26 protein-coding genes are annotated in these 26,877 nt (G+C 70.2%); 16 read left to right on the forward strand and 10 right to left on the reverse strand.

All coding sequences use genetic code 11. The annotated features are described in order from the left end of the window. Window positions 1-33: 33 nt before the first annotated feature. The 4 genes from AB0B96_RS15925 to AB0B96_RS15940 all read right to left on the reverse strand — a co-directional run bounded on the left by AB0B96_RS15925 (window position 34) and on the right by AB0B96_RS15940 (window position 3,846). Window positions 34-708: a FadR/GntR family transcriptional regulator gene (locus tag AB0B96_RS15925; RefSeq protein WP_350950239.1), complete on the reverse strand. Its 675-nt coding sequence runs from the start codon at window positions 706-708 to the stop codon at window positions 34-36. Between the two features lie 37 nt (window positions 709-745). After that, entirely contained in the window at window positions 746-1,765 is a 1,020-nt protein-coding gene (locus AB0B96_RS15930) for an MBL fold metallo-hydrolase (RefSeq protein WP_362899237.1), read from the reverse strand. Window positions 1,766-1,908: 143 nt separating this feature from the next. Continuing rightward, window positions 1,909-3,066 (reverse strand): steroid 3-ketoacyl-CoA thiolase, encoded by a 1,158-nt coding sequence (locus tag AB0B96_RS15935; protein ID WP_362899239.1) that lies wholly within the window; start codon window positions 3,064-3,066, stop codon window positions 1,909-1,911. Between the two features lie 171 nt (window positions 3,067-3,237). Next, window positions 3,238-3,846 carry a TetR family transcriptional regulator gene (locus tag AB0B96_RS15940; RefSeq protein WP_362508246.1) on the reverse strand — a complete coding sequence of 203 codons (609 nt, stop codon included), beginning with the start codon at window positions 3,844-3,846 and terminating at the stop codon, window positions 3,238-3,240. Between the two features lie 298 nt (window positions 3,847-4,144). On the opposite strand from AB0B96_RS15940, the gene AB0B96_RS15945 reads away from it, so the two are divergent. The 8 genes from AB0B96_RS15945 to AB0B96_RS15980 all read left to right on the forward strand — a co-directional run bounded on the left by AB0B96_RS15945 (window position 4,145) and on the right by AB0B96_RS15980 (window position 11,320). Next, entirely contained in the window at window positions 4,145-5,239 is a 1,095-nt protein-coding gene (locus tag AB0B96_RS15945) for an acyl-CoA dehydrogenase family protein (RefSeq protein WP_362899242.1), read from the forward strand. Beyond that, the gene (locus AB0B96_RS15950) at window positions 5,239-6,393 is read left to right on the forward strand and encodes an acyl-CoA dehydrogenase family protein (RefSeq protein WP_362899244.1); all 1,155 of its coding nucleotides are present in this window, start codon (window positions 5,239-5,241) and stop codon (window positions 6,391-6,393) included. The genes AB0B96_RS15945 and AB0B96_RS15950 overlap by 1 nt, the downstream gene beginning before the upstream one ends. Window positions 6,394-6,506: 113 nt before the next feature. Then, window positions 6,507-7,817 (forward strand): bifunctional MaoC family dehydratase N-terminal/OB-fold nucleic acid binding domain-containing protein, encoded by a 1,311-nt coding sequence (locus AB0B96_RS15955; RefSeq protein ID WP_362899246.1) that lies wholly within the window; start codon window positions 6,507-6,509, stop codon window positions 7,815-7,817. Next, window positions 7,817-8,227: a MaoC/PaaZ C-terminal domain-containing protein gene (locus AB0B96_RS15960; RefSeq protein ID WP_362899248.1), complete on the forward strand. Its 411-nt coding sequence runs from the start codon at window positions 7,817-7,819 to the stop codon at window positions 8,225-8,227. The genes AB0B96_RS15955 and AB0B96_RS15960 overlap by 1 nt, the downstream gene beginning before the upstream one ends. Window positions 8,228-8,376: 149 nt before the next feature. Beyond that, complete coding sequence (locus AB0B96_RS15965; protein ID WP_362899251.1) at window positions 8,377-9,549, forward strand: lipid-transfer protein; 1,173 nt, start codon at window positions 8,377-8,379, stop codon at window positions 9,547-9,549. 121 nt (window positions 9,550-9,670) lie between these two features. Then, window positions 9,671-10,087, forward strand: a complete 417-nt coding sequence (locus tag AB0B96_RS15970) for a hypothetical protein (RefSeq protein ID WP_362899253.1) — start codon at window positions 9,671-9,673, stop codon at window positions 10,085-10,087. Window positions 10,088-10,089: 2 nt separating this feature from the next. After that, on the forward strand, window positions 10,090-10,326 hold the full coding sequence (locus AB0B96_RS15975; RefSeq protein ID WP_350950230.1) for a helix-turn-helix transcriptional regulator: 237 nt from the start codon (window positions 10,090-10,092) through the stop codon (window positions 10,324-10,326). A gap of 13 nt (window positions 10,327-10,339) precedes the next feature. After that, window positions 10,340-11,320, forward strand: coding sequence for an NAD(P)-dependent alcohol dehydrogenase (locus AB0B96_RS15980; RefSeq protein ID WP_362899255.1), 981 nt, complete (start codon window positions 10,340-10,342; stop codon window positions 11,318-11,320). 251 nt (window positions 11,321-11,571) lie between these two features. Here AB0B96_RS15980 and AB0B96_RS15985 read toward each other — a convergent pair whose 3' ends face one another. Beyond that, window positions 11,572-12,660, reverse strand: a complete 1,089-nt coding sequence (locus tag AB0B96_RS15985) for a glycoside hydrolase family 19 protein (protein ID WP_362899257.1) — start codon at window positions 12,658-12,660, stop codon at window positions 11,572-11,574. A gap of 480 nt (window positions 12,661-13,140) precedes the next feature. Between AB0B96_RS15985 and AB0B96_RS15990 the strand changes: the two genes are divergently transcribed. Further along, window positions 13,141-14,124, forward strand: coding sequence for a helix-turn-helix domain-containing protein (locus AB0B96_RS15990; protein ID WP_362899259.1), 984 nt, complete (start codon window positions 13,141-13,143; stop codon window positions 14,122-14,124). 243 nt (window positions 14,125-14,367) lie between these two features. On the opposite strand, the gene AB0B96_RS15995 is transcribed toward AB0B96_RS15990, so the two are convergent. Together AB0B96_RS15995 and AB0B96_RS16000 are read right to left on the reverse strand one after the other, a co-directional pair. Continuing rightward, a complete protein-coding gene (locus tag AB0B96_RS15995) occupies window positions 14,368-14,742 on the reverse strand; it encodes a GntR family transcriptional regulator (RefSeq protein ID WP_362899261.1) in 375 nt (124 codons plus the stop codon). Next, complete coding sequence (locus AB0B96_RS16000; RefSeq protein ID WP_362899263.1) at window positions 14,739-15,572, reverse strand: hypothetical protein; 834 nt, start codon at window positions 15,570-15,572, stop codon at window positions 14,739-14,741. The genes AB0B96_RS15995 and AB0B96_RS16000 overlap by 4 nt, the downstream gene beginning before the upstream one ends. A gap of 250 nt (window positions 15,573-15,822) precedes the next feature. Here AB0B96_RS16000 and AB0B96_RS16005 point away from each other — a divergent pair, with 250 nt between their 5' ends. Beyond that, window positions 15,823-17,328 (forward strand): MFS transporter, encoded by a 1,506-nt coding sequence (locus AB0B96_RS16005; protein ID WP_362899265.1) that lies wholly within the window; start codon window positions 15,823-15,825, stop codon window positions 17,326-17,328. Between the two features lie 96 nt (window positions 17,329-17,424). Here the strand turns inward: AB0B96_RS16005 and AB0B96_RS16010 are convergent, their stop codons facing one another. Continuing rightward, window positions 17,425-19,869, reverse strand: coding sequence for a hypothetical protein (locus tag AB0B96_RS16010; protein WP_362899267.1), 2,445 nt, complete (start codon window positions 19,867-19,869; stop codon window positions 17,425-17,427). A gap of 300 nt (window positions 19,870-20,169) precedes the next feature. On the opposite strand from AB0B96_RS16010, the gene AB0B96_RS16015 reads away from it, so the two are divergent. From AB0B96_RS16015 to AB0B96_RS16040, 6 genes are all read left to right on the forward strand, one after another. Then, complete coding sequence (locus tag AB0B96_RS16015; protein WP_362899269.1) at window positions 20,170-21,417, forward strand: ABC transporter ATP-binding protein; 1,248 nt, start codon at window positions 20,170-20,172, stop codon at window positions 21,415-21,417. After that, complete coding sequence (locus tag AB0B96_RS16020) at window positions 21,410-22,072, forward strand: ABC transporter permease (protein WP_350947515.1); 663 nt, start codon at window positions 21,410-21,412, stop codon at window positions 22,070-22,072. Before AB0B96_RS16015 ends, AB0B96_RS16020 begins: the two co-directional genes overlap by 8 nt. Before the next feature lie 145 nt (window positions 22,073-22,217). Beyond that, window positions 22,218-22,889, forward strand: coding sequence for an ABC transporter permease (locus AB0B96_RS16025; protein ID WP_350947516.1), 672 nt, complete (start codon window positions 22,218-22,220; stop codon window positions 22,887-22,889). Between the two features lie 36 nt (window positions 22,890-22,925). Beyond that, window positions 22,926-23,849, forward strand: coding sequence for an ABC transporter substrate-binding protein (locus AB0B96_RS16030; protein WP_350947517.1), 924 nt, complete (start codon window positions 22,926-22,928; stop codon window positions 23,847-23,849). A gap of 369 nt (window positions 23,850-24,218) precedes the next feature. Then, window positions 24,219-24,749: a hypothetical protein gene (locus tag AB0B96_RS16035; RefSeq protein ID WP_362899272.1), complete on the forward strand. Its 531-nt coding sequence runs from the start codon at window positions 24,219-24,221 to the stop codon at window positions 24,747-24,749. Between the two features lie 18 nt (window positions 24,750-24,767). Further along, window positions 24,768-25,793, forward strand: a complete 1,026-nt coding sequence (locus tag AB0B96_RS16040) for a peptidase (RefSeq protein WP_362899274.1) — start codon at window positions 24,768-24,770, stop codon at window positions 25,791-25,793. Between the two features lie 27 nt (window positions 25,794-25,820). Here the strand turns inward: AB0B96_RS16040 and AB0B96_RS16045 are convergent, their stop codons facing one another. After that, window positions 25,821-26,447 (reverse strand): hypothetical protein, encoded by a 627-nt coding sequence (locus AB0B96_RS16045; RefSeq protein WP_362899276.1) that lies wholly within the window; start codon window positions 26,445-26,447, stop codon window positions 25,821-25,823. Then, window positions 26,404-26,838, reverse strand: a complete 435-nt coding sequence (locus tag AB0B96_RS16050; RefSeq protein WP_362899278.1) for a hypothetical protein — start codon at window positions 26,836-26,838, stop codon at window positions 26,404-26,406. Before AB0B96_RS16050 ends, AB0B96_RS16045 begins: the two co-directional genes overlap by 44 nt. Window positions 26,839-26,877: the final 39 nt, after the last annotated feature.

Below are 26,877 nucleotides of genomic sequence, written 5' to 3' on the forward strand. Positions count from 1 at the left end.
CCACCGAAGCGCGCGAGACGGCCGCGGGGATCGTCAGGTGAGGGTCTTGCGGAGCCACTCCTCGACCCCGGCGATGTGGACCGTGGCCCAGGCCCGCGCCACCTCGGGCTGGCGGGCGGCGATGGCGTCGCAGATCGCGGCGTGCTGCTCCAGGGTTTTCTCCTGGGCGTTCTCCTGGGTGAGGCCCCGCCAGATCCTGGCCTTGGTGGTGGGGCCGGAGAGACTCTCGATGAGGGAGCACAGCACCGTGTTGCCGGAGCCCGCCGCGATGCGCTGGTGGAACTCCAGGTCGTTGGACACCATCTGCTCGACGCTCGGATTGGGAGGCAGCCCGTCGAGGATCTTGCGCAGCTCGGTGACGTCGGACTCGGACATGTGCTCCGCCGCCATCGCGGTCGCCGCGGGCTCCAGGATCCGCCGCACCTGGAAGAACTGCAGCACGGTGTCGTCCTGGTGGAAGTCGACCACGAACGACATCGCGTCGAGCAGGAGCCTGGGCTCCAGGCTGGTCACGTACGTGCCGTCGCCCTGACGCACGTCCAGCACCTTGATCAGGGCCAGGGCCCTGACGGCCTCGCGCAGGGAGTTGCGTGACAGGCCGAGCCGATCGGCGAGGTCGGACTCCTTGGGCAGTTTGCTGCCCGGGGCGAGATCGCCAGACAGGATCATTTCTTTGATCTTGTCGATAGCGGCGTCGGTGACCGCCACTCCGCACCGTCCTCAGGTCGCGCCAGACATCCGATGTCTATGAGTGTATGGCGAACCGCACCGGATCCACCCCCGTCACGCGGCGGACGATTCCGCGTACCTCCAGCGTGCGCAGGTGGGCCGCGGCCTCGCCGGCGGCCATCCCGCGCAGTACGGCGGGGAAGTCCTTCCAGGGGCGGTTCCAGGTCATGCGTTCGGCGATCTCCCAGATGGTCAGGGGCTCCTTCTCCTCGGCGAGCAGGGCGGCGAGCCGTCGGAGCTTCTCCTCGTGGTGGATGTGGATCTCCGTCGCCCGAGCCGCCGTGTCCTGAAATATCCATTCATGGGCTGGCAGGGCCTCGAGCTGTCCCATCCCTTTCACCTTCTCCAGCGACTCCAGGAAGTCGCTGAGCGGATCCACGTCCGCACGGTCGTACGGGTAGATCCCGATGTGCGGCGTGATCGCCGGCAGCACGTGGTCCCCGGTGAAGATCCGGTCGGCGTCCTCCAGGTGCAGGCAGATGTGGCCGGGAGTGTGACCGGGCGTCCAGATCGTCCGGAGCCTGCGCCCCGGCAGGTCGATCAGGTCGCCGTCGGTGAGAACGCGGTCGGGGAGCGCGGGCGGCCGCGGCCGGTTCCCCCTCACCTCCTCCACCTCGACGGCTCCCGCTCCCGCCCGGCGCAGCATGTCGGCCTGGAAGTCGCGCTGCGCGTCGCCCTCGAACCGCCGCATAAAGTCGATCAACGCGGCGTCGGCCTCGTGCATCGCGATCCACGCACCGGACTCCTCCCTCACCTGGCCGGCCAGCCCGGCGTGGTCGGGGTGGAAATGGGTCACGACCACCCCGCGCACGTCGCGGACGTCGATGCCGACCGCCCCCAGCCCGTCGCGCAGCGCCAGCCACGCCTCGGGGGCGTTCCAGCCCGCGTCGACCAGGACGGGGCCCGCCGGGGACTCGATCGCGTAGACCAGCGTGTAGCCGAGCGGGTTGCCGGGGATCGGGACGGGCACGCTCCACACCCCGCCCCCGGTGTCGAACGGACGCTGTTCGCTGTACGGCCTGCGGAGGGATTTCAACGCTGGTGCTCCTTGTACGACCTGCGGGGGGTCAACGGTGGTGCTCCTCACCGGCGCCACGCGGGGCGTCTCGGGTCGGCGGCGCCTCAGGTGCGCCTCGGGTGGCCGGCGCCACGCGAGACGCCTCAGGGTATCGGCGCCGCTCAGAGGCGCTCCAGGATGGTCGCGGTCGCGAGCGCCCCGCCCGCGCACATCGCCACCAGCGCGGTCGAGGAGTCGGACCGCTCAAGCTCGTGCAGGGCGGTGGTGATCAGTCGGGAACCGGTCGCTCCGACCGGATGGCCGAGCGCGATGGCGCCGCCGTTGACATTGACCCGTTCCATGTCTGGCTTGTGCACCGATGACCAGGATAAGACCACCGAGGCGAAAGCCTCGTTCACCTCGAACCTATCGATGTCGGCCGTGCTCATCCCGGTCGAGGACAGGACCTTGGCGGTCGCGTCCACCGGTCCGTCCAGGTGGTAGTACGGCTCGGAGCCGACGAGCGCCTGGGCGAGGACGCGGGCCCGGGGCCGCAGGCCGTGCCGGGCGGCGGCCTCCTCGCTCATCAGCAGCACCGCCGCCGCGCCGTCGGAGATCTGCGAGGAGGTGCCCGCCGTGTGCAGGCCGCCCTCGCCCATGACGGGCCTGAGCCCGGCGAGCCCTTCGACGGTGGTCTCGCGCAACCCCTGGTCCCTGTCGACGACACGGGTCTCGCCGGTGGGCGCACCTTCACGGTCGAGGACCGGCGCGGTCACCGCGACGACCTCCCGGTCGAAGCGGCCCTGGGCCCACGCCTCCGCGGCGAGGCGCTGGGACCTGGCGCCGAACCGGTCGAGCGACTCGCGGGTGAGCCCGCGCCGCCGCGCGATCCGCTCCGCGGCGGTGAACTGGTCGGGCAGGTCGAGGTCCCAGTCGTCGGGCCGGGGGTCGGCGGGCAGCACGTTGGAACCGAGCGGAGCCCGGCTCATCACCTCGACGCCGCAGGCCACGCCGACGTCGATCACCCCGGCCTGGATGAGCGCCGCGACCAGGTGCACCGCCTGCTGCGAGGAGCCGCACTGCGCGTCGATCGTGGTCACCCCCGTCTGGTAGGGCAGCCCGGCGTAGAGCCAGGAGTGCCGTCCGACGTGGCCGCCCTGCTCTCCCGCCTGCGTGACGCACCCGGCGAAAACCTGTTCCACGGCGGCGGGGTCGATGCCCGACCTGCCGATCAGACCGGTGAGCGCGGCGGCGAGGACCGCCTGCGGCTTCAGCCCGGCGAGCCATCCGTTGCGCCTGCCGATCGGGGTTCTCACTGCCTCGACGATCACCGCACCCATAACGATCTCCTCGCCATCCGGCCGGGAGCTCGCGCGCACCGGACGGCCGTCCCCGCCGATCCGCCCGCCCGCGCGTCACTCCAGAACGTCGCTCTAGTCGCCTTCGGTAGCGACTGTAACGGGTTCTAATTTCAGGTGGAAGGCGGGGTGGGGTTTCTCACGGAACGCCTCTCAGCCGGAGGCGGAGGGCTGGAAGTCGGCGAACAGGCGTCCGGCGGCGATCTCGATGCGGCGCTGGATCTGCTCGTACGTGCGCCGGCCCCTGAGCATCTCCATGAGTTCGTGCACCCAGACGCTGGACAGTGAGCCCGCGAGGGCGAACTGCTCCTCGGTGGCGGTCTCGGCGGTGAGGTCGGCTCCGGCGACGCGGAGCAGCAACCCCGCCATCCGGTCGCCGAACGGTATGTCGACATCGGCCATGATCAGCGAGCGGATGAGCGCGTCGGCGAGCTCCGGCTCGCGCATCAGGCCCCGAGTGGCGCGCATCAGCACGTCGACGGCCCGCCCTGAGGCCGTCGTGGCGCTGGGCGGGCGACGCTCGATGCTGGTCTCCAGCAGGTCGATCTCCTCGCCGACGACGGCGACGACGAGATCCATCTTGGAGGGGAAGTATCGGTAGAGCGTTCCGAGCGCTACCCCGGCGCGCTCGGCGACGGTCCGCATCTGCATCGCCTCGACGCCACCTCGTGAGGCGAGGGCGGCGGCCGCCTGGACGATGCGCTTGCGCCGCTGGTGCTGGCTCCTGGTGCGGACGCTCGTGGGTGCCGACTCACTCTGCATGCCGGGTGCCCCCTCGGTGACGGCCGGATCGGCGCCGCTCGGGGCGTGCCTGCCGGTCCGGCGCGGGGTGACCGGTGTGTCGGTGGTCACATGCGGGCTGGGCATGAGAACACGTTATCTGATTTAGGGATACTCCGATGGGTTACTCGCCGGTCACAAAGATGGCCCGCGCTTACATGGCATATGCGGTGCGGCGGTTATGCGGTGACTTGTTGCCATAGGCCGACTATGGACACAGAATAGAATCTGTTCTACTTTCCGGAAGGGTGACGCGGCCGACAGAGACCCTGGAGCGCCAGTGGACTTCAATCTCGACGAGACACAGACCGACCTGCGCGGACTCGCGGTCGACCTCCTCGGCAAGGAGGTGACCCCGGCCAGGCTCGAAGCCCATGAGAAGGGGGACGCGCCCTACGACGCCGCACTCTGGCGCTCCCTCGCCCAGGCGGGACTGCTCGGCGCCTGCCTGCCGGAGGAGGCCGGAGGCGCGGGGCTCGGGCCGGTGGAGATGGCGGTCGTCCTGCGGGAGATCGGCGCCCACGTGGCCCCGGTCCCCGCCGAGCAGAGCCTGGTCGCGGCGCAGGTGATCACCAGGTACGGCTCCGGGGAGCAGCGCCAGGCACTCGCCCCGCTGGTCGCCGGCGAGATCTCCCTGGCCGTCGCCCCCTCCGAGCCGGGGCGTGCCTTCGGCGACCTCGGTGCCCCGCCGCTCACGACCGCCCGCGAGGACGGCGCCGGATGGGTGCTGGACGGCGCCAAGGGCACGACGCCGTACGCCGCCCAGGCCGCGAGGATCCTCGTCCCCGCCGCCACCGCCACCGGGGTCGGCCTGTTCCTGGTCGATCCCGCCGAGGCGGACCTGCGGCCGGTGCCGACCTCCACCGGCGAGCCCGCCGCCACGCTAGTCCTGGAGGGCACCCCCGGTGAGCCCGTCGGGGCGCGGGACGGTGCGGCGTCCGCCGGCCTGCGAAGACTCGCGCTGGCCGGGAACATCGCCGTCACCTCCGGGGTGCTGGCCGGCGCGCTCGCGCTCACCACCGAGTACATCAGGACGCGCAAGCAGTTCGGCCGGGCGCTGGCCGAGTTCCAGGCGGTCACCGTGCAGATCGCCGACGTCTACATCGCGGGGCGGGCGCTGGACGTGGCCGTGTGGTCCGGGGCGTGGCGGCTCGCCGAGGGGGCGGACGAGGAGGCCGAGACGGACCTGGCCGTCGGCGCCCTCACCGTGACCGACCAGGCGCTGCGGGCGCTCTACACCTGCCAGCACCTGCACGGCGGCATCGGGGTGGACGTGACCTATCCGCTGCACCGCTACTTCGCCTGGGGCAAGCACCACGCCCACCTGCTGGGCGGGGTGGAGGCCCGGCTCGACACGATCGGAGCGCTCGTCTGATGCTGATCGACCTCACCCCCGACCAGAAGAGGCTCCGCGACGAACTGCGCGAGTACTTCCGGTCGTGCCTCAGCGCGGAGGAACGAGCGCGGATCTCCGCCGACCCGTTCGGCCACGCCTACATGGAGCACTGCCGCGCCCTCGGCCGCGACGGCAAGCTCGGACTCGGCTGGCCCAAGGAGTACGGCGGCGGCGGATACGGCCCGCTGGAGCAGCAGATCTTCGCGAACGAGATCGCCCGCGCCGAGGTGCCGTACCCGATCATCACCGTGCAGACCGTCGGTCCGACCCTGATGCAGTACGGGACGGCGGCGCAGAAGGAGTTCTTCCTGCCGCGCATCCTGGCGGGAGAGTGTCACTTCGCGATCGGCTACAGCGAGCCGGGGGCGGGCACCGACCTCGCCTCGCTGCGCACCGCCGCGGTCCGCGACGGCGACCACTACGTCGTGAACGGGCAGAAGATCTTCACCTCGGGCGGCCACTACTCCCACTACATCTGGCTCGCCGCCCGTACCGACCCGGACGCGAAGAAGCACCGTGGGATCACGATGATGATCGTCGACTGCGCCGATCCCGGCTACTCGTGGACCCCGATCGTCACGATGGACGGGAACCACCACACCAACTCCACCTACTACTCCGACGTGCGGGTGCCGGTGGACATGGTCGTGGGGGAGGAGAACAAGGGCTGGGACCTGATCGTCAACCAGCTCAACCACGAGCGGGTCACGCTCGGCCCCGCGGGCAACATCGCCCACACCTACGACCGGTTCCTCGCCTGGGCCCGCCGTACCGGCACGATCGAGGAACCCGCGGTACGCAGGGCGCTCGGCCAGGTCTACGCCTACTTCAGGACCAACGAGCTGCTGAACTGGCAGGTCGCGGCCAACATGGACCTCGGCTGGCTGGGCGCCCCCGACGCCTCGGCCACCAAGGTGTACGGCTCGGAGCGGCTGCAGGACGTCGGCAGGATCGTCGGCGAGGTCCTGGCGCGCTTCGGTGACCCGTCCGACCCGGAGACGGCGGACCTGATGAGACGCGTGGACCGCGGCGCGAAGGGCGCGCTCGTGCTCACCTTCGGCGGCGGCGTCAACGAGGTCCAGCGCGAGCTCATCGCGATGCTCGGCCTGAGCCTGCCGAGGCCGCCCCGATGACCGGGACACCGCCGGGGCCCCCGGCACCCGAGCCCGCCCCGACGCCCCAGCCCGTCCCGACGGCCGCGACGGCTCCGGCACTCCCGGCGCCCGAGCCTGCCCCAACAGGACCGGTGTCCGCGACAAGTTCGGTGTTCGCGACGGGTCCGGAGACCGGGGGGCAGTCCGCCACCCTGCACGAACGGCTCACCGCCCTGGCGGAGCGGCAGATCGCCGAGGGGGAGGTGCTCGGTGTCGCGGAGGCGGACCCGGTGAACCTCCCGATGATCCGGCACTGGACCGACGCCATCGGCGACACCAATCCGCTCTACACCGACCCCGAGGCCGCCGCGGCGGGAGTGCACGGGGGGATCGTGGCCCCACCGGCGATGATCCAGGTCTGGACGATGCCCGGCGTGGCCGGGAACAGGAGGAAGCGGGCGGGTACCCCGATCGACGCGGTTCTCGCGATGCTGGACGAGAACGGCTACACCGGGGTGGTCGCCACCAACTGCGAGCAGACCTACCACCGCTACGTGCGGCTCGGCGAGTTTCTGGTCCCGGCCACCCGGTTGACCGGCATCACCGGCCCGAAGCGGACGGCGCTCGGCAAGGGCTACTTCGTCACCTGGAACATCACCTGGTACGCCGACGGCGAGGCCGTGGCCGACATGCTGTTCCGGGTGCTGAAGTTCCGGCCCTGGCAACGTGCCGAAGGGCCGGACGAGAACACGCACACCACCGGCGAGAACGAAGCCGCACCGAGCGGGAACGGATCCGCGCCCACGGAGAACGGCACCTCCGAGGCCCCGCCCACTCGGATCCGACCCGCGAAGGACACGCCCGCGAACGTGCCCGCCGAGGACACGCTCGCGAGAGACGTGCTCACGAAGGACATGCCCGCGAACATGTCCGCCGAGGACGCGCTCGCGAGAGACGTGCCCGTGCAGGACGCGCCCAAGAACGTGCCCGCCGAGGAGGCGCTCGCGAGAGACGTGCTCACGAAGGACATGCCGGAGACACGGGAGGACGTGTCCCCCCGGCCGCCGTATCCGCTGAGACCCGCGGTCAACGCCGACACCGCCTTCTTCTGGGAGGGTGTCGCCGCCGGCGAGCTGCGGATCCAGAAGTGCGCCGACTGCGGCGAGCTCCGCCACCCGCCGGGGCCGGTCTGCCCCTCGTGCCGTTCGACCGCCCGCACGTTCGTGACGGCGAGCGGCGAGGGGGAGGTCTACAGCTACGTCGTCCACCACAACCCGCAGGTCCCGGGGCTTCGTACGCCTTTCGTGGTCGCCGTGGTGGAACTACCGGAAGGCGTGCGGATCGTGGGCAACGTGGTGGACTGCGCCGCTTCGCGGGTGGGTATCGGTATGCCGGTGCGCCTGACGTACCGCCGGATGGACGACGAGCTGATCCTGCCCATGTGGGTCCCCCAGGAGGCGTGATGCGGACACTTACCGACGACGAGGTGCGGGTCGGAGCTCCGCTTCCCGAGCTCGCGATCGACCTGAGCCCCACCGTGGTCGTGTCGACCGCACTCGCGACCATGGACTTCACCCCCGTTCACCACGACGTCGAGGTCGCGCGGGCGCAGGGATCGAAGGACATCTTCCTCAACATCCTGACCACGATGGGTCTCGTCGAGCGCTACGTCACCGACTGGGCGGGACCCGAGGCCATCATCCGCGGCATCAACGTCAAGCTCGGCGTCCCCGCGTACGCGGGCGACCGGCTGTCCTTCACCGGCAGCGTGGTCGCCTGCGAGGACGGCGAGTTCACCGTCGAGGTCCGGGGCGGGGTCAGCCTCGGCGCCCACGTCTCGGGCACCGTCAGGTTCGTCCTCCCCGCCCGCTGACCGCGCCCCGGCGGCTGCCGAGGGCGGAGACCGGGAGGCGAGAACAACCGAAACGATGGAAACGGCCGGGAGCGGCGTAAGCGGTCGGAACGGCGGAAAACGGCGAGAACGGCAGGGAACGGCGAAAACACAGAAAGGCCCTCACCACCGTGGTCTCCTTCTCAGGGAGTACGGCCGTCGCCGGGATCGGCGCGACCGAGTTCTCCAAGCGGTCAGGCAGGTCCGAGCTCCAGCTCGCCGCCGAGGCGGTGTTCGCGGCGCTCGACGACGCGGGCCTCGCGCCCTCGGACGTGGACGGCCTCGTCACCTACACCCAGGACGCCAACCAGGAGATCGCCGTGGCCCGCGAGGTGGGCATCGGCGACCTGTCGTTCTTCTCCCGCGTCCACTACGGCGGCGGCGCGGCGTGCGGGACCGTGCTGCACGCGGCGATGGCCGTCGCCACCGGGGTCGCCGAGACCGTGGTCTGCTACCGGGCGTTCAACGAGCGCTCGGGGAACAGGTACGGCCAGCCCGACGCCCGCGTCGCCGGTGAGCCTTCGTCGCAGGGCCTGGAGATGAGCTGGCACGTGCCGTACGGGCTGATGACCCCCGCGGCCTGGGTCGCGATGTTCGCCCGACGCTACATGCACACCTACGGCGCCACCTCAGAGGACTTCGGCCGGGTGGCGGTCGCGATGCGCAGGCACGCCTCCACCAATCCCGCCGCGTGGTTCCACGGCCGCCCGATCACCCTGGAGGAGCACCAGGCGTCCAAGTGGATCGTGGAGCCGCTGCACCTGCTCGACTGCTGTCAGGAGAGCGACGGCGCGGTGGCGCTGGTGGTCACCTCCGCCGAGCGGGCGAGGGACCTGCGCGAGGCACCCGCCGTGATCACCGCCGCCGCCCAGGGTTCCGGCGCCGACCAGATGATGATGACCAGCTACTACCGCGACGACATGACCGGCCTGCCGGAGATGGGGGTGGTCGGTCGTCAGCTCTGGAAGCAGTCGGGGCTCGGGCCCTCGGACGTGCAGACGGCGATCCTGTACGACCACTTCACCCCGTTCGTCCTCACCCAGCTGGAGGAGCTGGGCTTCTGCGGGCGCGGCGAGGCCCGCGACTACGTGGCCGGGGGCGGTATCGAGATCGACGGACACCTCCCGGTCAACCCACACGGCGGCCAGCTCGGTGAGGCGTACATCCATGGCATGAACGGGATCGCCGAGGCCGTCAGGCAGATCAGGGGCACCTCGGCCAACCAGGTCGCCGGGGTGCGGAACGTGCTGGTCACCGCGGGCACGGGGGTGCCGACGAGCGGGCTCGTCCTGTCGTCGGGGTGACCTGAGGCTCTGTGGAGAGGTCGGGGGTCCTCCGACCAACGGGAAGTTAATAATTCTTGACATCATGTCTGCTCTGTTTTACGTTTCATCATGTCTACTTTGTTTTACATGGGGAGCGGGCATGTCAACGGAAGAGAAACGCGTGTGGGTCTACGCCGTGGTCGCGATCGGCGTGCTCGCGGTCTACGCCACGATCATCCTCGGGAGGGTCCGGGAGGTCGGTGTCGCCGAGGTCGACTACGTGTGGCCGATGATCACGGCCATCGGCGCCGCGATGGTCGCGAACATGGTCGGCAACATGTTCGCCGGGACCGCCCCGCGCGGTGAGGTGGAGAAGGACGAGCGCGACGACGACATCCATCGGCACGGCATGCGGGCCGAGTTCTACGTCCTCGCCGTCGGCGTCGTGGGGGCCCTCGGCCTGACGATGGCGGAGTTCGAGCACTTCTGGATCGCCCACGCGCTCTACCTGGCGTTCGTCCTCTCGGCCCTCTCCTCGTCGGTCGTGAAGATCGTCGCGTACCGCCGGGGGTTCTGAGCATGGTCAAGCCCACCAAGATCACCAACGCGATCCGCTCCCTGCGGTTCGCCACCGGGGAGATGACGCAGGCGGAGCTGGCGGAACGCGTCGGCGTGACCCGTCAGACCGTGATCGCCATAGAACAGGGGCGCTACTCGCCCTCGCTGGAGATGGCCTTCAGGATCGCCCGTGTGTTCGGCGTCCCGCTCGACGAGGTCTTCCAGTATCCGGACACCGACTCGCCGAAGGGGACGTAAAACGATGAAGACCATGAAGACGATGAAGGCCATGGCCAGAGACGCCTACTGCTCGACCGACCTGCTGCGACTCGGCGACGTCGACCGGCCGGTCGCGGGGGAGGGCGAGGTGCTCGTACGCGTCCACGCGGCCGGCCTCGACCACGGCGTCTGGCACGTCACGACGGGCCTGCCCTACGTCGTCCGCGCCGCGGGCTTCGGGCTGCTCAGGCCGAAGAACCGCCTCCTCGGCATGGACGTCGCCGGCCGCGTCGAGGCGGTCGGCGAGGGCGTGACCCGGTTCGGGGTCGGTGACGAGGTGTTCGGCACCTGCGAGGGCGCCTTCGCCGAGTACGCGTGCGCCAGGCAGGACAGGCTGGTTCCCAAACCCGCGAACATCACCTTCGAGCAGGCCGCGGCGACCCCCGGCTCCGCCTACACGGCCCTGCAGGGGCTTCGCGGCGGAGGAGAGGTGAAGCCGGGGTCGAAGGTGCTGGTCATCGGCGCGGGCGGCGGCGTCGGGACGTTCGCGGTGCAGTTGGCCAAGGCGTTCGGCGCCGACGTCACCGGGGTGTGCGGCACGGCGAAGACGGAACTGGTCCGGTCGATCGGCGCGGACGAGGTCGTCGACTACACCCGTGAGGACTTCGCGGACGGGAGACGCCGCTACGACCTCATCCTCGACACGGGGGGCAACCGCTCGCTGTCCCACCTGCGCCGCGCACTCACCCCTCGGGGAACGCTCGTCATCGTCGGCGGCGAGAGGAAGGGGCGGTGGCTGCAGGGCACCGACCGCCAGCTCCGGGCGATGCTGCTCTCGCCGTTCGTGGGGCAGAAGCTGTGCGCGCTGATGCTGCAGGAGAGTGAGGAGGACCTCCGGTTCCTGGGGAAGGCCGTCGAGGAGGGCAAGGTCACGCCGGTCGTCGACCGGACGTACCCGCTGGGCGAGCTTCCCGAGGCCATCCGGTATCTCCGGGGCGGCCAGCCGAAAGGCAAGGTCGTCATCACCGTGTGAGGCGGGTCGGGGAGAGGACGAGAAGGGCGCGGCCGGTGGGCCGCGCCCTTCGTGTCACGCGCGTGGATCGTACGCGTGCAGCCACCGCCTCACGGGTTCGCACGCTCGGCGGGACGTTTCCCGGAAACCGCGCGCCCGGTCGGAGACAGGGCGCGCGGTGGCCGTCGGAGAACCGGTGTTCGGTTCGTTCGGGGCCGGGCCGTCGGGGAACCGGCTGTTCGGTTCGTTCGGCGGCTCGGGAGTCGGGGGATTCAGCAGCTCAGGTTGCCACCGGGGGTGGTGCCGAGGATCTGCACGAAGCGCTGGTAGGTGCTGATCCGGCTCTGCACCTGCGCCGGGTTTCTGCCGTTGCACTCCAGGCTGCCGTTGATGCTGCGGATCGTCTCGCCGAAGCCGCGGCCGTTGACCATCGCGTTGTGCGGCGTCATCGTGCCGGGACCGCTCTGAGTGTTCCAGTACCACAGGGCGGTCTTCCAGGCCACCGACGCGTCGTTCTGCACCAGGTACGGGTTGCCGAGCAGGTTGATGCCGAGCGCGTCGCCCGCCGCCTTGTAGTTGAAGTTCCAGCTCAGCTGGATCGGGCCGCGCCCGTAGTAGGCCGACTGTCCCGCGGGGCAGCCGTACGACCGGCTCGTGTCGCAGTAGTGCGAGTAGTTGGCGGTGTTCTGCTCGACGATGTGGACCAGGCCGCCGGTCTCGTGGCTGGCGTTGGCGAGGAAGGCGGCGGCCTCCTGCTTCCTGACGGTGTCACTGCCGGTCTTCGCGAAGCCCGGGTAGGCGCTCAGCGCCGCGGTGAGGCCGCTGTAGGTGTAGAACGAGTTCCGGTTCGGGAACATCTGGTTGAACTGGGCCTGGCTCACGACGAAGCCCGAGGTGGGCGGGTTCGTGGGAGGGGTGGTGGGCGTCGTGCCGCAGGTGTACGGCTCCCAGTACCAGGTGCTGATCACCGGGTCGTAGCCGGGGTTCTCGTTCTTGGCGCGGTAGAACTGGCCGTTGGTGTATTTGACGATGCTCCCGGCGGCGTACCAGGTGCCCGCGACCCAGTTCGGGTGGTTGCAGTTGCCCGAGGGGGGAGGCGTCGTGCCGCCACCGCCGCAGGCGCCCTGGTCGGCCCACACGTCGGCGCTGCCGGGGGTCTCGTTCTGGGTCCACCACTTCGCCGACCAGTTGCGGCCGTTGTGGGAGGCGGTCATGCCGCCGGTGTAGACCGCCGAGGACTTCCACGCGGCGACGCAGGCAGGGGCAGACGCCGAGGAGGCGGAGGCCGCGGGGAGGGCGACCGCCAGCACGCCCGTGACCGCCAGGGCGGCGAGGGCGGCCATGATTCGCTGTCTCAACACTTGATCACTCCTTCGTGCGGTGGGGGCCGCAGAGGTTCGAGGCGCCGCGCGACCGGGGCGCGAGCGGCTCACCCGAGAACCTTGCAGGCCCGGTCAGGGCGAGTAAGGAGGGGGTGCGCCGCATGATCGCTCCCGTGGGGGGAAACCGGGGGTGTGGGACGTCCGGACGGTCGGACTCCCGTGCGATGACGATCCGCGCCATCGAGGTTCGCGCAGCTCTTGGTTCGGGTCGAACGGTTGCCGGGGGCCTGCTAGGCCCCCGCCTTAAGTTTCTCTTAAGAAACTTTCCTAAGAGTTTCCGTGATACTAGTCCTGACAGGTCGCTGTCACAACCCGATGACACCTGATCGCCGCTGTCGCGGGAAGAATGCGCCCCGAATCCGATATGGCCCGCGTCCGGTTAATTCACATCAATGGTGTAAGTCCGGTTAGACAATAGATGTAACTTTTATAGGCGTTTCGGATGTCATCATGTGCGTCATGTTGGAATCCCTCGGGCTCGATCCAATGGAGGAGCGCGTCTACCGGTTCCTGGTGGCCACGGCGGAGGCGGACATTGCCGACCTCATAGGGAACCTGGGCATCGACGCCCAGACGGTCGAGACGATACTGATATCCATGCGGGTCAGAGGGCTGATCAGGACGATCGGTCCCGGCAGGCGGCGTTTCGCCGCGGTGGCCCCCGACATCGTGCTGGGCTCGCAACTCCTGCGCCACCAGCAGGCGATCGACTGGGCGCGGCGCGAGGTGGACCAGCTCTCCGAGGAGTACCGCGACAGCGTCCGCCGCCGCGACGCCGGTCGGCTGGTCGAGGTCCTGCCGAACCGCACCGCGCTCCAGGGGTGCCTCGACCACCTGCAGGAGACGGCCCGCCACGAGGTCCTCCACTTCTGCCGGGACCACGAGACCGTGCTGCCCTCGGAGGAGAACCACGCCGAGTTCGCCGCGCTGCGCCGCGGGGTCGAGTACCGGGTGATCTACGAGAAGCCCCTGCTGGCGGAGGAGGGGATGCCGGCCGACATCGCGTACGGGGTGAAGCTGGGCGAGCAGGCCAGGGTCATGTCCTGGCTGCCGGTGCGACTGACGATCGTCGACCACGAGACCGCCGTACTGCCGCTCGTCCAGGGGGACGGGATCTCCGAGCAGACGGCGGCACTGATCCGCGGCGGCCAGCTGCTGGAGGCGCTGATCGCCCTCTTCGAGTGCTACTGGGAACGGGCGACCCTGCTGCGGATCGCCGAGGACGGAGCGCTCACCGAGGGGACGACGCCCTGCCCGCTCGGTCCCGACGACCTCTACCTGGTCTCGCTGCTGGTCGGCGGCGCGTCGGACACGTCGATCGCCACCCAGCTGGGAGTCAGCCAGCGGACCGTGCAGCGGCGCATTTCGAACATCCTGGACGTCACCGGCGCGCAGACGCGCACCCAGCTGGCCTGGCGCGCCGCCACCGAACACTGGCTGTGAGCGCTCGGCCGCGCGGCCGTACCTCGATTCCGAGCGCTGGGCCGCGCCATCGCGTGTCGCCTGTGAGTGCTGGGCCGCGCCGCCGCACGCCGCCGGTGAACGCTCGGCCGGGCCGTCGAGCGCGGGTCGTGAGTGCTCGGGGTGCCACCGGAATACCGCACCCAGCGCATCTCCGGCCGGTTGGTTCGGACGCCGTCTGATCGGCCGCTTCGCCGGCGACGTGATCCCGAGGCCGGGTCGCCGTCATGACGCGGCCGGTGCCGCGCCGGATGTCAGAGCCGCCTGGACGATGCGGATCGCCTCGCCCGTGTCGATGCCGACGCTGGCGATCAGAGCCGCGTAGTCGGCGGCGGCCCGGCGGGCCCGCTCCCGGCCCTCCTCGCCGGCGGCCGACACGAACGAGCCCGCCCGCCCGCGCGTCTCGATCAGCCCCGCCTCCTCCAGCTCCCGGTAAGTCCGGCCGACCGTGTTGACGGCCAGGCCGAGGTCGGCCGCGAGGTGGCGGATGGTCGGCAGCCGGGCGCCCACGGCCAGCGTGCGGTCCTGGATCTGCCGGGCGAGCTGGGATCGTAGCTGCTCGAACGGCGGTACCGGCGAGGCCGCATCGATGACGATCATCGGACGCTCATGGCCCGCCTGCCCACCGCCGCGCTCGACGGCGTCCTGGCATGGAGCGCGATGCACGCGGCCAGGCCCAGGACCAGGTAGGCGGCCGAAGCGGCGTTCCACCAGCCGGGCGCGGTGCCGAACAGCAGCACTATGGGCAGTGACCACTGCACATTCGGCGTGGTGACGGCGCGGGCGTCCTCGACGCGCATGATGACGTCGGCGGTCAGCGACTCCTCGTCCTCCGCCACGACCGGGCGCCTGAGCAGGTGGCGCAGCTGCATGACGGTGATGGCAGTCACGCCGAGCAGGCCGATCAGCACGATGACGGCCAACTGCCGCACGGTTGAGTCGGGAACGGCCAGGGCGCTCCCGGCCAGCGCCATCGCACCGGCGAACGTGGTGACCGCGAAGACGGCGTACGGCCGGCCGAGCACGACCCGCCAGCCGGGCTGGATCAGATGGGCGGCCCTGCGGGACAGCGTCGCGCCCGCCCGCTGGTCGACGCGTCGCACCCACCAGTCGAGCAGCGCCTGTGCCAGCAGCAGCCCGGCCACCAACACGGTCAGGGCCAGCAGCGGCAGCGGGCGATGCGGCTGGAAGCCGCCGAAGGCGGAGGTGGCCAGCCGGTCGTAGGCCGCGGCGAGCGCGCTCGCGAGGATCAGCACGGCCAAGACGACGTTGGCGGCGAGGCCGGCGCGTCTGCGGACCGCCAGCCGGCCGGCCAGCAGCGGGGTCGGGCGGGCGTCGGCCAGGTCGTGCCGGGCCAGCCACTCGCCCGCCAGTCGCAGATCGGCCGCACGCACCGGCGGGCCGGCGTCCGGTAACGGTTCACGGGTCATAACGCCTCCTTTGTCGCAAGCTTTGTAGCAACATGGTGCGTCATACCTTGCGACAAAGTCAATGCCCCGTGGGCTCTCGGTCTCGCTCCCGCCGCCGAGCGCGGCATCGCGTCGCCCGAGGTGACCACGGTGGCGAGCCGAATCCGTCACCGACAAATTTTTTTGTATTGACTATGTGAATCGTCGGCCAGTACCGTCGGGGCATGTTCGCCGCCGTGCCAGAGCCGGTCCGCCCGACATGGAGATTCCTATGAGCCGCCCGTGGATCGGCCTCGCCGTCCTCGCCCTGCCGACCCTGCTGATCTCGCTCGACGTCAGCGTGCTCTACCTGGCCCTGCCACAGCTCGGCGCCGGTCTGCACGCCGACGCCACCCAACAGCTGTGGATCCTTGACATCTACTCGTTCATGATCGCCGGGTTCCTCGTCACCATGGGCGCCCTCGGCGACCGGATCGGCCGGCGCAGGCTGCTGCTGATCGGTGCCGCCGCGTTCGGGGTGGCCTCGATCGTGGCGGCCTACGCCACCAGCGCCGAGACACTGATCGCGGCGCGGGCGCTGCTCGGCATCGCCGGTGCCACGCTCATGCCCTCGACGATGGCGTTGATCCGCAACATGTTCCCCGACCCCAAGCAGATGGGCATGGCCATCGGTGTCTGGTTCAGCTGCTTCATGGGCGGGGCGACGCTCGGCCCGCTCGTCGGCGGCCTGCTGCTCCAGCACTTCTGGTGGGGCTCGGTCTTCCTGCTCGGCGTGCCGTTCATGGTGCTGCTGCTGATCGCGGGCCCGTTCCTGCTTCCCGAGTTCAAGGCGGAACGGCCCGAACACCCGATCGACCTCCTCAGCGTCGCCCTGTCACTCGCCGCGATCCTGCCCGCCATCTACGGCCTCAAGTCCCTCGCCCGCGACGGCTGGCAGCCCGCCGCGCTCGCGGCGATCGTCGCCGGTGTCGCGATCGGCGTGCTCTTCGTCCGCCGCCAGCGGATCCTGGCCGAGCCGCTGCTCGACCTGGGCCTGTTCGCCAACCGCACGTTCAGCACGGCCTTGGGGATCATGCTTCTGGGCGGGGTCGTGATGGCAGGGCTCTCCCTGCTCGCCTCGCTGTATCTGCAGAACGTCGCGGGCCTCTCGCCGCTCTCGACCGGCATGTGGCTCATCCCGCAGAACATCGCCATGGTCGTCGGCTCGATGGTCGCACCGGCCCTGGCCCGCAAGTTGCCGGCGGGCGTCGTCACCGCGCTGGGCCTCGCGCTCGCCGGCGTCGGGCTGCTCGTCGTCACGCAGGTCACCACCACCGGTTCCGGCCTGCTCGTCGTCGGGCTGGTGCTCGCCTCAGGCGGGATCTCGTTCCCGATGGCGCTCACCATGAACCTGATGCTCGCCGCCGCACCGCCGGAGAAGGCCGGCTCGGCCGCGTCGGTCTCGGAGACCAGCGCCGAGTTCGGCATCGCGATGGGCATCGCGACGCTCGGCAGCCTCGGGACCGTGGTCTACCGGTCCGTTCTCGCCGATGACCTGCCCGTCGGCACACCCGCCGAGGTCGTGGAGACCGCCACATCGAGCCTGGTCGGGGCGCTGTCGGTCGCCGGAGACGTACCCGGGCTGCTCGACGCGGCCCGGGGCGCGTTCACCAGCGGGCTCAACGCGGTCGGCGCGACCGGTGCCGTCATCTTCATCACGCTGGCGCTGGTCGCCGCGATCACCCTTCGAACCCCCGCCGCCACCGAGACGCCGGTGGCCGAGGAGCGACCTGTCTGAGTCGCCGTTCTCCGCTGACCGCCGCCCTCCTGGCTACGGAGGACGGCGGTCAACGCGTACACACGATCGGAGAAAGCCGGGAGAGCGGGGAGGACGTCAGGGAGTGGTCATCATCGGTACCGCGAAGAAGACGATCATCGCGATCGTCACCGCGATGACGAAGCCGATCACTTCCCAGGCCCAGTCGTGGTGGGCCGCGCTCTTCGTCGCCTTGTGACTGCGCGGTGCCCGGCCGTTCCTGCGTTCGAGGGTCGCGGCCCGGTCGGAAAGAGAGGGGGCCGCCTCGTCCGCGCCGGTCTCCACGCGTGTTGAGGGCGTCGGAGGTATCGCCGCGAACCCGTTCCCCGGCATGGTCGTCGCCGCGTCGTCCCGCGCGGTGTCGGCCCGTGCCGTCTCGTACGGCGTGAGGGCGTGGTTCGGGGGTGCGGAGGGCAGGGGGGCGTCGTCGGGCTGCTGGTTCTCGCGCATGACCCAGCGGGGCAGGCGCAGCTGGGCGCGACCGCTGGGGGTGCGGAGGTGGTCGGTCCGTGGGGTCCAGGCGGGCAGGGCGGTCGGAGCCTCAGGGGTCGGGGCGTCGAAGGACGCGGCGGTCGCGGCGGTCGTGGCGTCGGAAGGAGCGGGCTTGGCGGGATCGGCGTCCGCGAACCAGTCGACGGCGGAGGACCGGACGGGATCGGCGTTCCGCGTGGCCCAGGCGGGGAACGAGGGCTGAGCGCGCCCGGCCGGGGGCACGGAACTCTCGGCGCTCTCGGCGCTCTCGGCGCGCCTGGTCCAGTCGGGGAGCGAGAAGTGGGAGCGGTCGTCGTCACCGGCGAGCGCGTGCCGCCCGCCTCCTCGCGCAGGAGACACGGAAGAAGGAGTGGCCTCGCGCGCGGGAGAGGGATCGGCGCCTCGCGCGGGAGAAGTACCGGTTTGTCGTACGGACGATGGATCGGCTTCTCGCGCGTGCGCTGAAGCGGAGGACAGGCGCTCGCGGTCGGCGAGGGCGTCGAGCTGGTCGGTCTGCAGGGGCCAGCCGGGCAGGGGAGGCGTGTCGTCCAGCACGTCCCCGAGGTGGCCGCCCAGCACGTCGCCGGGACCGTCGTCCAGCACGTCGCCGGTTCCGTGCGGCGGGAAGCCGGTGAGCGGCGTGGCCTCCGGTCGCCGGGGAGACTCGACGAACGGAGCCCGCAGGGTCTCGGCGGAAGGAGTCCTGAGGGATTCCGCGGAGGGTACCGGAGACGCCTCGGTGCTTTCGGTGCTCTTGCCGCTCCTGCTGAACGGCGCGCGGGGGGTCCTCGGGGGAAAGAGCAGGGAGATCTCGGCGAACGAGAGCTGGGGTGTCTCGAGGTAGGGAGCCCCGAGCGGAGGGCGGGAGACCTCGGCGTGCGGAGCCGGGGCCGGGGGCGGGGTCTGGGATGCCTCGGGGTGCGGAGCCGGGGAGGTCTCGGCGAACGAGGACTGGGAGGTCTCGGCGTGCGGAGCCCGGGACGTTTCCTGGTGTGGAGCCTGAGGCGTCTCGGTGGGAGAGGTCTCGGTGCGGGGGGCGGCGGCGACGAGCCTGTCGGTGCGGGCGCGGGCCGCCCGTGCCTCGGGGCTGAGCGGGCGGAAGAGATCTCCCCGCGTGGGAGGCTCGTCCAGCACGTCCCCGGAAACCGGTGCCGGAGGCGCCGCCCGGCGCGGCCGGGGACGCTGGAGGCGGCGGCGAGGCCGCAGGGCCGCGGTGTCCAGGGCGGTGAGCACGGCATTACCGAGCCTGGGCATCGGCTCCGTGGTGGCCTCGTGCGTGGAGACGGCGTCGGGATCCCTCGGCGCGAAAGGATCGGGGAAGCGGTCCTCCGCCATGTGGTCCGGCACGGGGAAGTCCGAGGCGCCGATCGGGGGACCGGTCTGCGCGAGCGGCAGCGGCCACGCGGGCGTCGTCGGCCACAGCTGCCTGAACAGCGGCGACGTCGATCGTCCGGCGGAGGCGGCGGGTGGCGCCTTCGGCCCGAGCACGGCGGCGCGCAGTCTCGCCGGGGGAGTCGCCCAGGGGGCGAGGTTGAGGACGTCGCGGACCGGGGCGACGGCGAGGGCGCCGAACACCTCCGTCATGTGCTCGGGAACCTTGGCCGAGGCGAGGGCACGGCCCAGCGACTGGGCGAAGCGGCGGCAGGCGCTCACCGTCAGCTCGTCGGCGGTGTCGACGGCCACGTCGAGCACCCAGGACAGCTCGGAGGCGTCCATCTCGCACACGCCCGAGAGGTACAGCACCTCACGCTGGTGCGTACGCAGGTCGCTCAGGACGCGGTCGACGAGGGCGGCGGCCGGGTCGAGGCCGATGGCGGGGGGCGAGTAGACGATGTCGCGCAAGAAGATCTCGCGGCGGGCGAGCGCGTACAGCGCGGCGCGCGGCGGTTCCGTGTCCGAGACACCGGAGAGGACGGCCACCAGGACGTCGGAAGCCGAGTCCGCGTCGCCCAACTGGTCGTGGGAGTAGGCGAACAGCCCTGCTGCGTGGCGGTCGTAGAGCTCGGCGATCAGTTCGACGCGCGAGCGTTGACCGAGGAGCGGTTGGGTCATGGACCGGTTCCTCTGGTGTTTCGGCGAGCGTGGTGGAGGGGCGGGGCGGATGTGAGTCCTGGGACATACGGTGCCAGAGGGATGGACTCCGGCAATGTGGGTAATCATGTCAAGTCATGGGCACCTCCCGCACTACTCAATGCCCTTTTGTTGAGAAATACACTTGTGGATCTGCTTCGGAGCTGGTTGGGGAAAGCCTGGAAGACAGATCGGAGATGAGGGGCATAGGCTGACCTGTGCTGGATCATGGGGACGGTTGTGGCAGGGGAGCCGTAACCCTGCGAAAACAAGAGGTTGCGCATGATCACATTCAACGGTGTCACCAAGCGCTACGCCGACGGGACCGTCGCCGTGGACAACCTGAGCCTTGAGGTGCCGACCGGGGAGATAACCGTCTTCGTCGGCCCCTCGGGATGCGGTAAGACGACGTCCCTCCGCATGATCAACAGAATGATCGACGCCTCGGAGGGACAGATCCTCCTCGACGGCGTCGACGTCAAGACCATCGACCCGCCGACCCTGCGCAGGGGCATCGGCTACGTCATCCAGCAGGCCGGGCTCTTCCCACACCGCAAGATCGTCGACAACGTGGCGACGGTGCCCCTACTGCTCGGCTGGGACAAGAAGAAGGCGCGCGACCGCGCGATGGAACTCCTCGAACGGGTCGGACTCGACCCCAAGATGGCCGGCCGCTACCCCTTCCAGCTCTCCGGCGGGCAGCAGCAGCGCGTCGGCGTGGCCCGCGCGCTCGCCGCCGACCCGCCCGTACTGCTGATGGACGAGCCGTTCAGCGCGGTCGACCCGATCGTCCGTACGAGCCTTCAGGAGGAGCTCCTGCGGCTCCAGGCCGAGCTGAACAAGACCATCGTGTTCGTCACCCACGACATCGACGAGGCCGTCAAGCTCGGTGACCGGGTCGCCGTGCTCCGCGTCGGGGGCCACCTCGCCCAGCTCGACGACCCCGCGACGCTGCTGGCCAGGCCCGCCGACGACTTCGTCCGCGAGTTCCTGGGCCGCGACCGGGGCATCCGGCGGCTGTCGTTCGTCTCGGACGAGGGAGTACGGCTCCGCACCGACCTGCTCGTACCCGCCTCCACCGACACCGCCACGGCGCGTGCCACCGGAGAGCCGTGGCTCGCCGTGGTGGACGGGGAGAACCGGCCGCTGGGCTGGGCCGCCGTCAAGGACCTGCCCGAGTCGGGCACCCTCGCCGACGCCGAACTCGCGCCGTACGGGACCTTCGTCAGCGGACGCGACTCGCTGCGCGCCGCGCTGGACGCGACGCTGCTGACCCCGTCGGGCAGCGCCGTCGCGGTGGACGAGACGGGCAAGGCCGTGGGCGCCGCCACCCGCGAGGCGCTGGACGAGGCGCTGGCCACGGTGGCGAGCAGCATCGGCGGCCCGTCGCGAAGCGCGGCCGCTCCCGCGCCCGCCGCCGCTCCCGCCACCGACGCCGACGCCGCCGGGCGAGGCACCGACACTCCCGCGCGAGGCGCCGACGCCGCCGGGCGAGGCGCCGACGGGCTCGCGGGAGGCGTCGATGGGTGACGAGCCCCTGGTCCGCTGGGACTGGATCGGGCGTAACTGGCCCACGATCCAGGGCCTGCTCGAAGACCACATCGTGATGGCGCTGGTACCGATCCTCGTCGGACTGATCATCGCCCTCCCGCTCGGGCTGGCAGGGGTCCGCTGGCGCTGGCTCTACCAGCCGACCGTCGGCGTGATGAACGTGATCTACTCGCTGCCCTCGCTCGCGGTCTTCATCGTGCTCATCCCGATCACCGGCCTCGCCACCCGGATGACCGTGATGGTCCCGCTCACCTTCTACGCGATGGCGGTGCTGATCCCCGCGGTCGTCGACGGACTGCGCTCGGTCCCCGACCACGTGCGCCAGTCCGCGGTGGCGATGGGCTTCACCCCGCTGCGCAGGCTGCTCCAGGTCGAGCTGCCGATCGCGGTACCGGTCGTGCTCGCCGGGCTCAGGGTGGCCACGGTCGCGAGCGTCAGCCTGGTCAGCGTCGGCGCGCTGGTCGGCAGGGGCGGGCTCGGCTACCTGTTCATCGACGGCTGGCAGCGGCAGTTCTACACCCCGATCGTCGTCGGCATCGTGCTGGTCGTGGTGCTCGCGGGGATCGCCGACCTGCTGCTCATCCTGGCGCAGCGCCTGCTCACCCCGTGGTCGAGGGCGAGGGGGTCCGCGTGAAACGGTTGATCGTGTCTCGTACGGCCCGTGCGGCTCGGCCGATCGGGGCCCGCGCGGTCCTTGCGGCTCGACCGATCAGGTGGTGGATGTCGCCGACGTCGTTGATGACGCGGGTGTCGCAGGCGTCGCGGGTAAGGGGGGCCGCGTGAACTGGCTGCTCGACTTCTTCGGCGACCCGGCCAACTGGTCGGGACCCGACGGGATCCCCAACAGGCTGCTCGAACACCTGGAGTTCGCCGGTCTCTCGCTGCTCCTCGCCATGCTGATCGCGCTGCCGCTGGGGCTGCTGATCGGCCACACCGGCAGGGGCGCCCTGTTCGTCATCCTCACCGCCAATGCGGCCCGCGCCCTGCCGACGCTCGGCCTGCTCGTCCTCATCGTCCTGTTCCTGGGCGTCGGCACGAGCCTGCCGGTGCTCATCCCGCTGGTGGCGCTGGCCGTGCCGCCCATCCTGGTCAACACCTACGAGGGCATCCGAGGGGTCGATCCCGACCTGCGCGACGCCGCGTACGGCATGGGCCTGCGGGGCGGGCAGGTCCTGGGCCGGGTGCTGGTGCCGGTCGCGCTGCCGCTCATCCTGCTGGGTCTGCGCCTGGCGGCGATCCAGGTGGTGGCGACCGCGACGGTGGCCGCGTACGTAGGCTTGGGCGGTCTCGGCCGTTTCATCATCGACGGTCTCGCGACCAAGAATTTCCCGAGCACGATCGGCGGAGCGGTTCTCGTAGCACTGCTCGCGCTGATCGTTCAGCTCGGGTTCACCCTGGTACAGCGCGCAACGGTCTCCCCGGGGGTGAGCGAGCGCCAGGCCATCAGATAGTCTTCATTACCCCCCGTTTTGGAAGGGAATAGCACCATGAAGCGCCTGATCAGCACCGCGGCGATCCTCCTGTCCGCGGCGCTCACACTTACCGGATGCGGTGGCGGAGATCCGCTCACCAGCGCCTCCCCGGCCCCCGCCGAGTCCGGGTCCGCCGCCGCTCCCGCCGAAGGAGGGAAGGTCGTCATCGGGTCGGCCAACTTCCCGGAGAACGTCCTGCTCGGCGAGATCTACTCCCAGGCCCTGGCGGCGAAGGGCGTCGAGGTCGAGGAGAAGTTCAACATCGGCAGCCGCGAGGTCCTGTACGACCAGATCAAGAGCGGCGGCCTCACCATCCTGCCGGAGTACATCGGCTCCCTGCTCGCCTTCGTCGACAACACGACCACGGCGAAGTCGAAGGACGACGTCGTCGCCGGTCTCAAGGAGAAGCTCCCCGCCGAGCTTGAGGTCCTCACCCCCGCCGCGGCCGAGGACAACAACTCGCTGACCGTCACCAAGGAGACCGCCACCAAGGACGGCCTCACCACGATCGAGGACCTGGTCAAGGTCGCCAAGAACTACTCGGTGGGCGGCCCGCCGGAGTTCCAGACCCGCCAGGAGAAGAACTTCAAGGACACCTACGGCCTGGAGTTCAAGGAGTGGAAGAAGACCGGCGACGCCACCGCCGACGCCATCAAGGACGGCACCGTCCAGGTCGGCAACGTCTTCACCACCGACCCGAAGATCATCGTGAACGACCTGGTCTCCCTTGAGGACAACAAGAGCGCCTTCGCCGCGGAGAACATCGCCCCCCTGGTCAACAAGGCCGGCGTGAACGACACGGTGCGGACGACCCTCGACGCGGTCTCCGCCAAGCTGGACACCGCCGGTCTGGTCGCGCTGATGAAGCGCGTCGCGGTCGACAAGGACGACGCCGAGGCGGTCGCCAAGGACTGGCTCACCCAGAACGGCCTGCTCTAACGATCCACTCCTCCGAACCGGCCCCGGACGCCTCGTCCGGGGCCGGTTCGCTGTTTCGAAGGTGGCGATGTCGCGCGGTATCCCTGTGGAACACCCGCGAGAACGCGGGGCGGAGAATCGATCGGCCCCGTGGTCATGGAGGCGCGCTCACCCCATGAACGGATACCCGGATTCCGCGCCTTTCGGCATTTCATCGTCAGGGAACGGTATTGCGGTGAATATGCGCGTCGCGCCTCTTCGTCCTACGGAGACTACGGAGAGTTATCGTCTGCTGCGAGGCGTGGCGACATGCCTGTGGGCTTGACCTCTTGAGGCAGGCGTCCGAGCCGCGCGTCACCTTTCACATCCGTTTGAGCATTGGATCAAAAGATGCGTAAACCGCTTTTGGCGATCGCTACCGCGGTCGCCGGTCTCGGCATGGTCGCGGCGACCTCCCTGCCCGCCCTGGCCGTGGACACCGACGTCACGTTCTCGATCACGGGCGCCGGTCTGACGATCAGCGCGCCGACGACGGCGAACCTCGGCTCGGTGGCCTCCGGCACGACCAGCGTCTCAGGGGAGATCGGCCCGGTCACGGTGACCGACGACCGTGCCACCCTGAACGGTTCCTGGAGCGCGACCGCCATCTCCACCGACTTCACCACCGGTGGGGGGACAGGCCCCGAGACCATCGGAGACATCAATGTGACCTATTCCCCCGGACCGGCCACCTCCACGACGGGCGAGGGAACCTTCACGCCCGGTCCCGGTGGCATCATCAACGTGCCGCGCGTCGCGTTCACCGGTACCGACCTCATCGGCAACAACACCGCCACCTGGAATCCCACGGTCACCGTGGCGATCCCGTCCGCGGCCGTCGGAGGAACATACTCCGGCACCGTCACCCACTCGGTCGGCTGAGCGGAGCCGGCGGCAATCGTGCGTCTGCCTACTCTCGTTGCGGGGCTGCTGGTGGCCGGGATTCTCATCCCGGCCGTCGGCACGCTCGACACGCCCGCGCAGGCGGCCCGATCATCGACGAGCGGCATCGGGATCCGCCTGCTCGAAGCGCCGGTCGCGGCCCGAGCCGACAAGCGGGCATGGGCCTACATCGTCGACCACCTCGCGCCGGGTACCGTCATCCACCGGCGGGTCGAGGTGTTCAACACGACCCGTTCGCCCAAGCAGCTCTCGATCTACCCGGCCGCGGCACAGATCAGCGACCGGAAATTCCAGTTCGCCGCCGATCACACCGCCAACGAGCTGTCCACCTGGATCACCATGGACCGGCATAAGGTGATCTTGCCCCCAGAGGGCCGCGCGCCGGTCACCGTGACCATCGCCGTGCCCGATGACGCCGCCCCCGGAGAGCGCTACGCCATGATCTGGGCCGAGACGGCCAAGGCCGCGCCGCCCACCGGAGGCGTCACCCAGATCAACCGCGTCGGTATCCGGCTCTACCTGGACGTCGGCCGCGGCAACCCACCGGCATCGGACTTCACCATCGACTCGCTGACGGCCCAGCGCTCACCGGACGGTCAGCAGGCCGTCCTGGCGCAGGTGCACAACACCGGAGGCCGCGCCCTCGACCTGAGCGGCGACCTGAAACTGACCAGCAGCTCCGGAAGCCAGCACCACAGCGCGGGTCCGTACAAGGTCCAAACGGGCACGACGCTCGCTCCCGGTGACACAGGAACCGTCACCGCCACCCTCACCGAGCAGGTGCCCGATGGCCCGTGGCGTGCCCGTATGCGCCTGGAGAGCGGGCTGACGAAACGCGCCGCCGAAGCGACCATCCGGTTTCCCGCCGCAGGCGCGGCGCGAGCGGTCAAGGCGGAGATGGACACGGACTCCTACCTCATGGTGGCACTCGCCGTCGGTGTCCTCCTCGCCGTACTCGCGGCGATCATGTTCCTGCTGATCCAGCGGAAACGCCGTTCACGCAGGGAGCCGAGCAACGCTTGACACGCCCTTCGGCAGGTGTACCCCTTGTCAAGGACTATCCGATCCGGGTGGCGGTCCCGGCCGAGCGGAGTTCGAACCAGACGACGGTTCCGGTGGAGTCGCGGTGGAATCCCCAGCGGGTGGCGAGGTCGTTGACGAGCATGAGTCCTCGGCCTCCGGGCCGGGATTTCTCGTACAGGGGATCTGTGAGGTGCCGGGGTCCTGGACGGTGATGAGCACGCCGTGGGGGAGGAAGGCCACCGTGACGACGAACTCCGGTGTTCGCTCGACCGTCCCCGCGTCGTACTCGTGCGGCCCTGCGTCGTGTGGTCCGTCGTACGGTCCGGTGTCGGTGGCTTCGGTGTCGGTCGGTCGGGCGTCGAGCGGTCTGCTGGAGTGTTCGACGGCGTTGGTGGCGAGTTCGCTGGTGAGGAGGATGGCGTCGTCGCGGAGTGGGTGGTCGTCGCCGAGGAGTTCAGCGACGAAGGCGCGGGCGGGTTTGACCTGGTCGGGGGTGGCGGCGAACCGTTGAGAGATGACGGGCGTGTGGCCGAGGGACTCCGACCAGCCGGGGATCCGTCCCAGGTGCGGTGACCGTACGGCATCGGTGGTCGTCGTGGTGCGGAGGCGGTCAACGAGTAGGCCGACGAGTACGGACAGGAATTGCGCTGCCATCTTGCCCACCTCCCTTGCCCTCGTCCCTGTTGAACCGGGTATTTCCAGTGACTCTGATGTCCTGGCTGCTCCCCCTGCTGGGGTCTTCGGCCTGCGGCGCGTGAGTGTCTGCGTCGAGGATGAGGGGTGCCGACTGCTCGGGGACGAGGTGGAGGCGGAAGTCCTCGATGTGCTGTATCTGTGCGGCCAGTTCGGTGGGGGTGTCGGCTTCGAGCAGGCCGACGCGCTGTCGGCACCAGGTGGGAGGCAGTGCCCACCAGCGTCTGGTGGCCTTGCCGTACCAGAGGCACCAGTCGGTGAACCGCAGTGCCAGCGCGCGCGGCACCCGGCCGTACTCATCGCAGGCGGTTCCCTCCTCCCAGGCAGGCTCGATGGCTTGGCGGGGATTCATGGTGATCACTGGCGGGGAGTCGCCCGGCATATCTGCTCC

The organism is Streptosporangium sp. NPDC049046, assembly GCF_040649155.1.
In the GTDB taxonomy this organism is placed as follows: Bacteria; Actinomycetota; Actinomycetes; order Streptosporangiales; family Streptosporangiaceae; genus Streptosporangium.

What these genes read in the sequence shown, in the direction of transcription:
- AB0B96_RS15935 (WP_362899239.1), bottom strand. Translation starts at nt 3,066, where the DNA reads ATGGGTGCGGTGATCGTCGAGGCAGTGAGAACCCCGATCGGCAGGCGC.
- AB0B96_RS15940 (WP_362508246.1), bottom strand. Translation starts at nt 3,846, where the DNA reads ATGCAGAGTGAGTCGGCACCCACGAGCGTCCGCACCAGGAGCCAGCAC.
- AB0B96_RS15950 (WP_362899244.1), top strand. Translation starts at nt 5,239, where the DNA reads ATGCTGATCGACCTCACCCCCGACCAGAAGAGGCTCCGCGACGAACTG.
- AB0B96_RS15960 (WP_362899248.1), top strand. Translation starts at nt 7,817, where the DNA reads ATGCGGACACTTACCGACGACGAGGTGCGGGTCGGAGCTCCGCTTCCC.
- AB0B96_RS15970 (WP_362899253.1), top strand. Translation starts at nt 9,671, where the DNA reads ATGTCAACGGAAGAGAAACGCGTGTGGGTCTACGCCGTGGTCGCGATC.
- AB0B96_RS15975 (WP_350950230.1), top strand. Translation starts at nt 10,090, where the DNA reads ATGGTCAAGCCCACCAAGATCACCAACGCGATCCGCTCCCTGCGGTTC.
- AB0B96_RS15980 (WP_362899255.1), top strand. Translation starts at nt 10,340, where the DNA reads ATGAAGACGATGAAGGCCATGGCCAGAGACGCCTACTGCTCGACCGAC.
- AB0B96_RS15990 (WP_362899259.1), top strand. Translation starts at nt 13,141, where the DNA reads ATGTTGGAATCCCTCGGGCTCGATCCAATGGAGGAGCGCGTCTACCGG.
- AB0B96_RS15995 (WP_362899261.1), bottom strand. Translation starts at nt 14,742, where the DNA reads ATGATCGTCATCGATGCGGCCTCGCCGGTACCGCCGTTCGAGCAGCTA.
- AB0B96_RS16000 (WP_362899263.1), bottom strand. Translation starts at nt 15,572, where the DNA reads ATGACCCGTGAACCGTTACCGGACGCCGGCCCGCCGGTGCGTGCGGCC.
- AB0B96_RS16005 (WP_362899265.1), top strand. Translation starts at nt 15,823, where the DNA reads ATGAGCCGCCCGTGGATCGGCCTCGCCGTCCTCGCCCTGCCGACCCTG.
- AB0B96_RS16010 (WP_362899267.1), bottom strand. Translation starts at nt 19,869, where the DNA reads ATGACCCAACCGCTCCTCGGTCAACGCTCGCGCGTCGAACTGATCGCC.
- AB0B96_RS16015 (WP_362899269.1), top strand. Translation starts at nt 20,170, where the DNA reads ATGATCACATTCAACGGTGTCACCAAGCGCTACGCCGACGGGACCGTC.
- AB0B96_RS16020 (WP_350947515.1), top strand. Translation starts at nt 21,410, where the DNA reads ATGGGTGACGAGCCCCTGGTCCGCTGGGACTGGATCGGGCGTAACTGG.
- AB0B96_RS16030 (WP_350947517.1), top strand. Translation starts at nt 22,926, where the DNA reads ATGAAGCGCCTGATCAGCACCGCGGCGATCCTCCTGTCCGCGGCGCTC.
- AB0B96_RS16035 (WP_362899272.1), top strand. Translation starts at nt 24,219, where the DNA reads ATGCGTAAACCGCTTTTGGCGATCGCTACCGCGGTCGCCGGTCTCGGC.
- AB0B96_RS16045 (WP_362899276.1), bottom strand. Translation starts at nt 26,447, where the DNA reads ATGGCAGCGCAATTCCTGTCCGTACTCGTCGGCCTACTCGTTGACCGC.
- AB0B96_RS16050 (WP_362899278.1), bottom strand. Translation starts at nt 26,838, where the DNA reads ATGAATCCCCGCCAAGCCATCGAGCCTGCCTGGGAGGAGGGAACCGCC.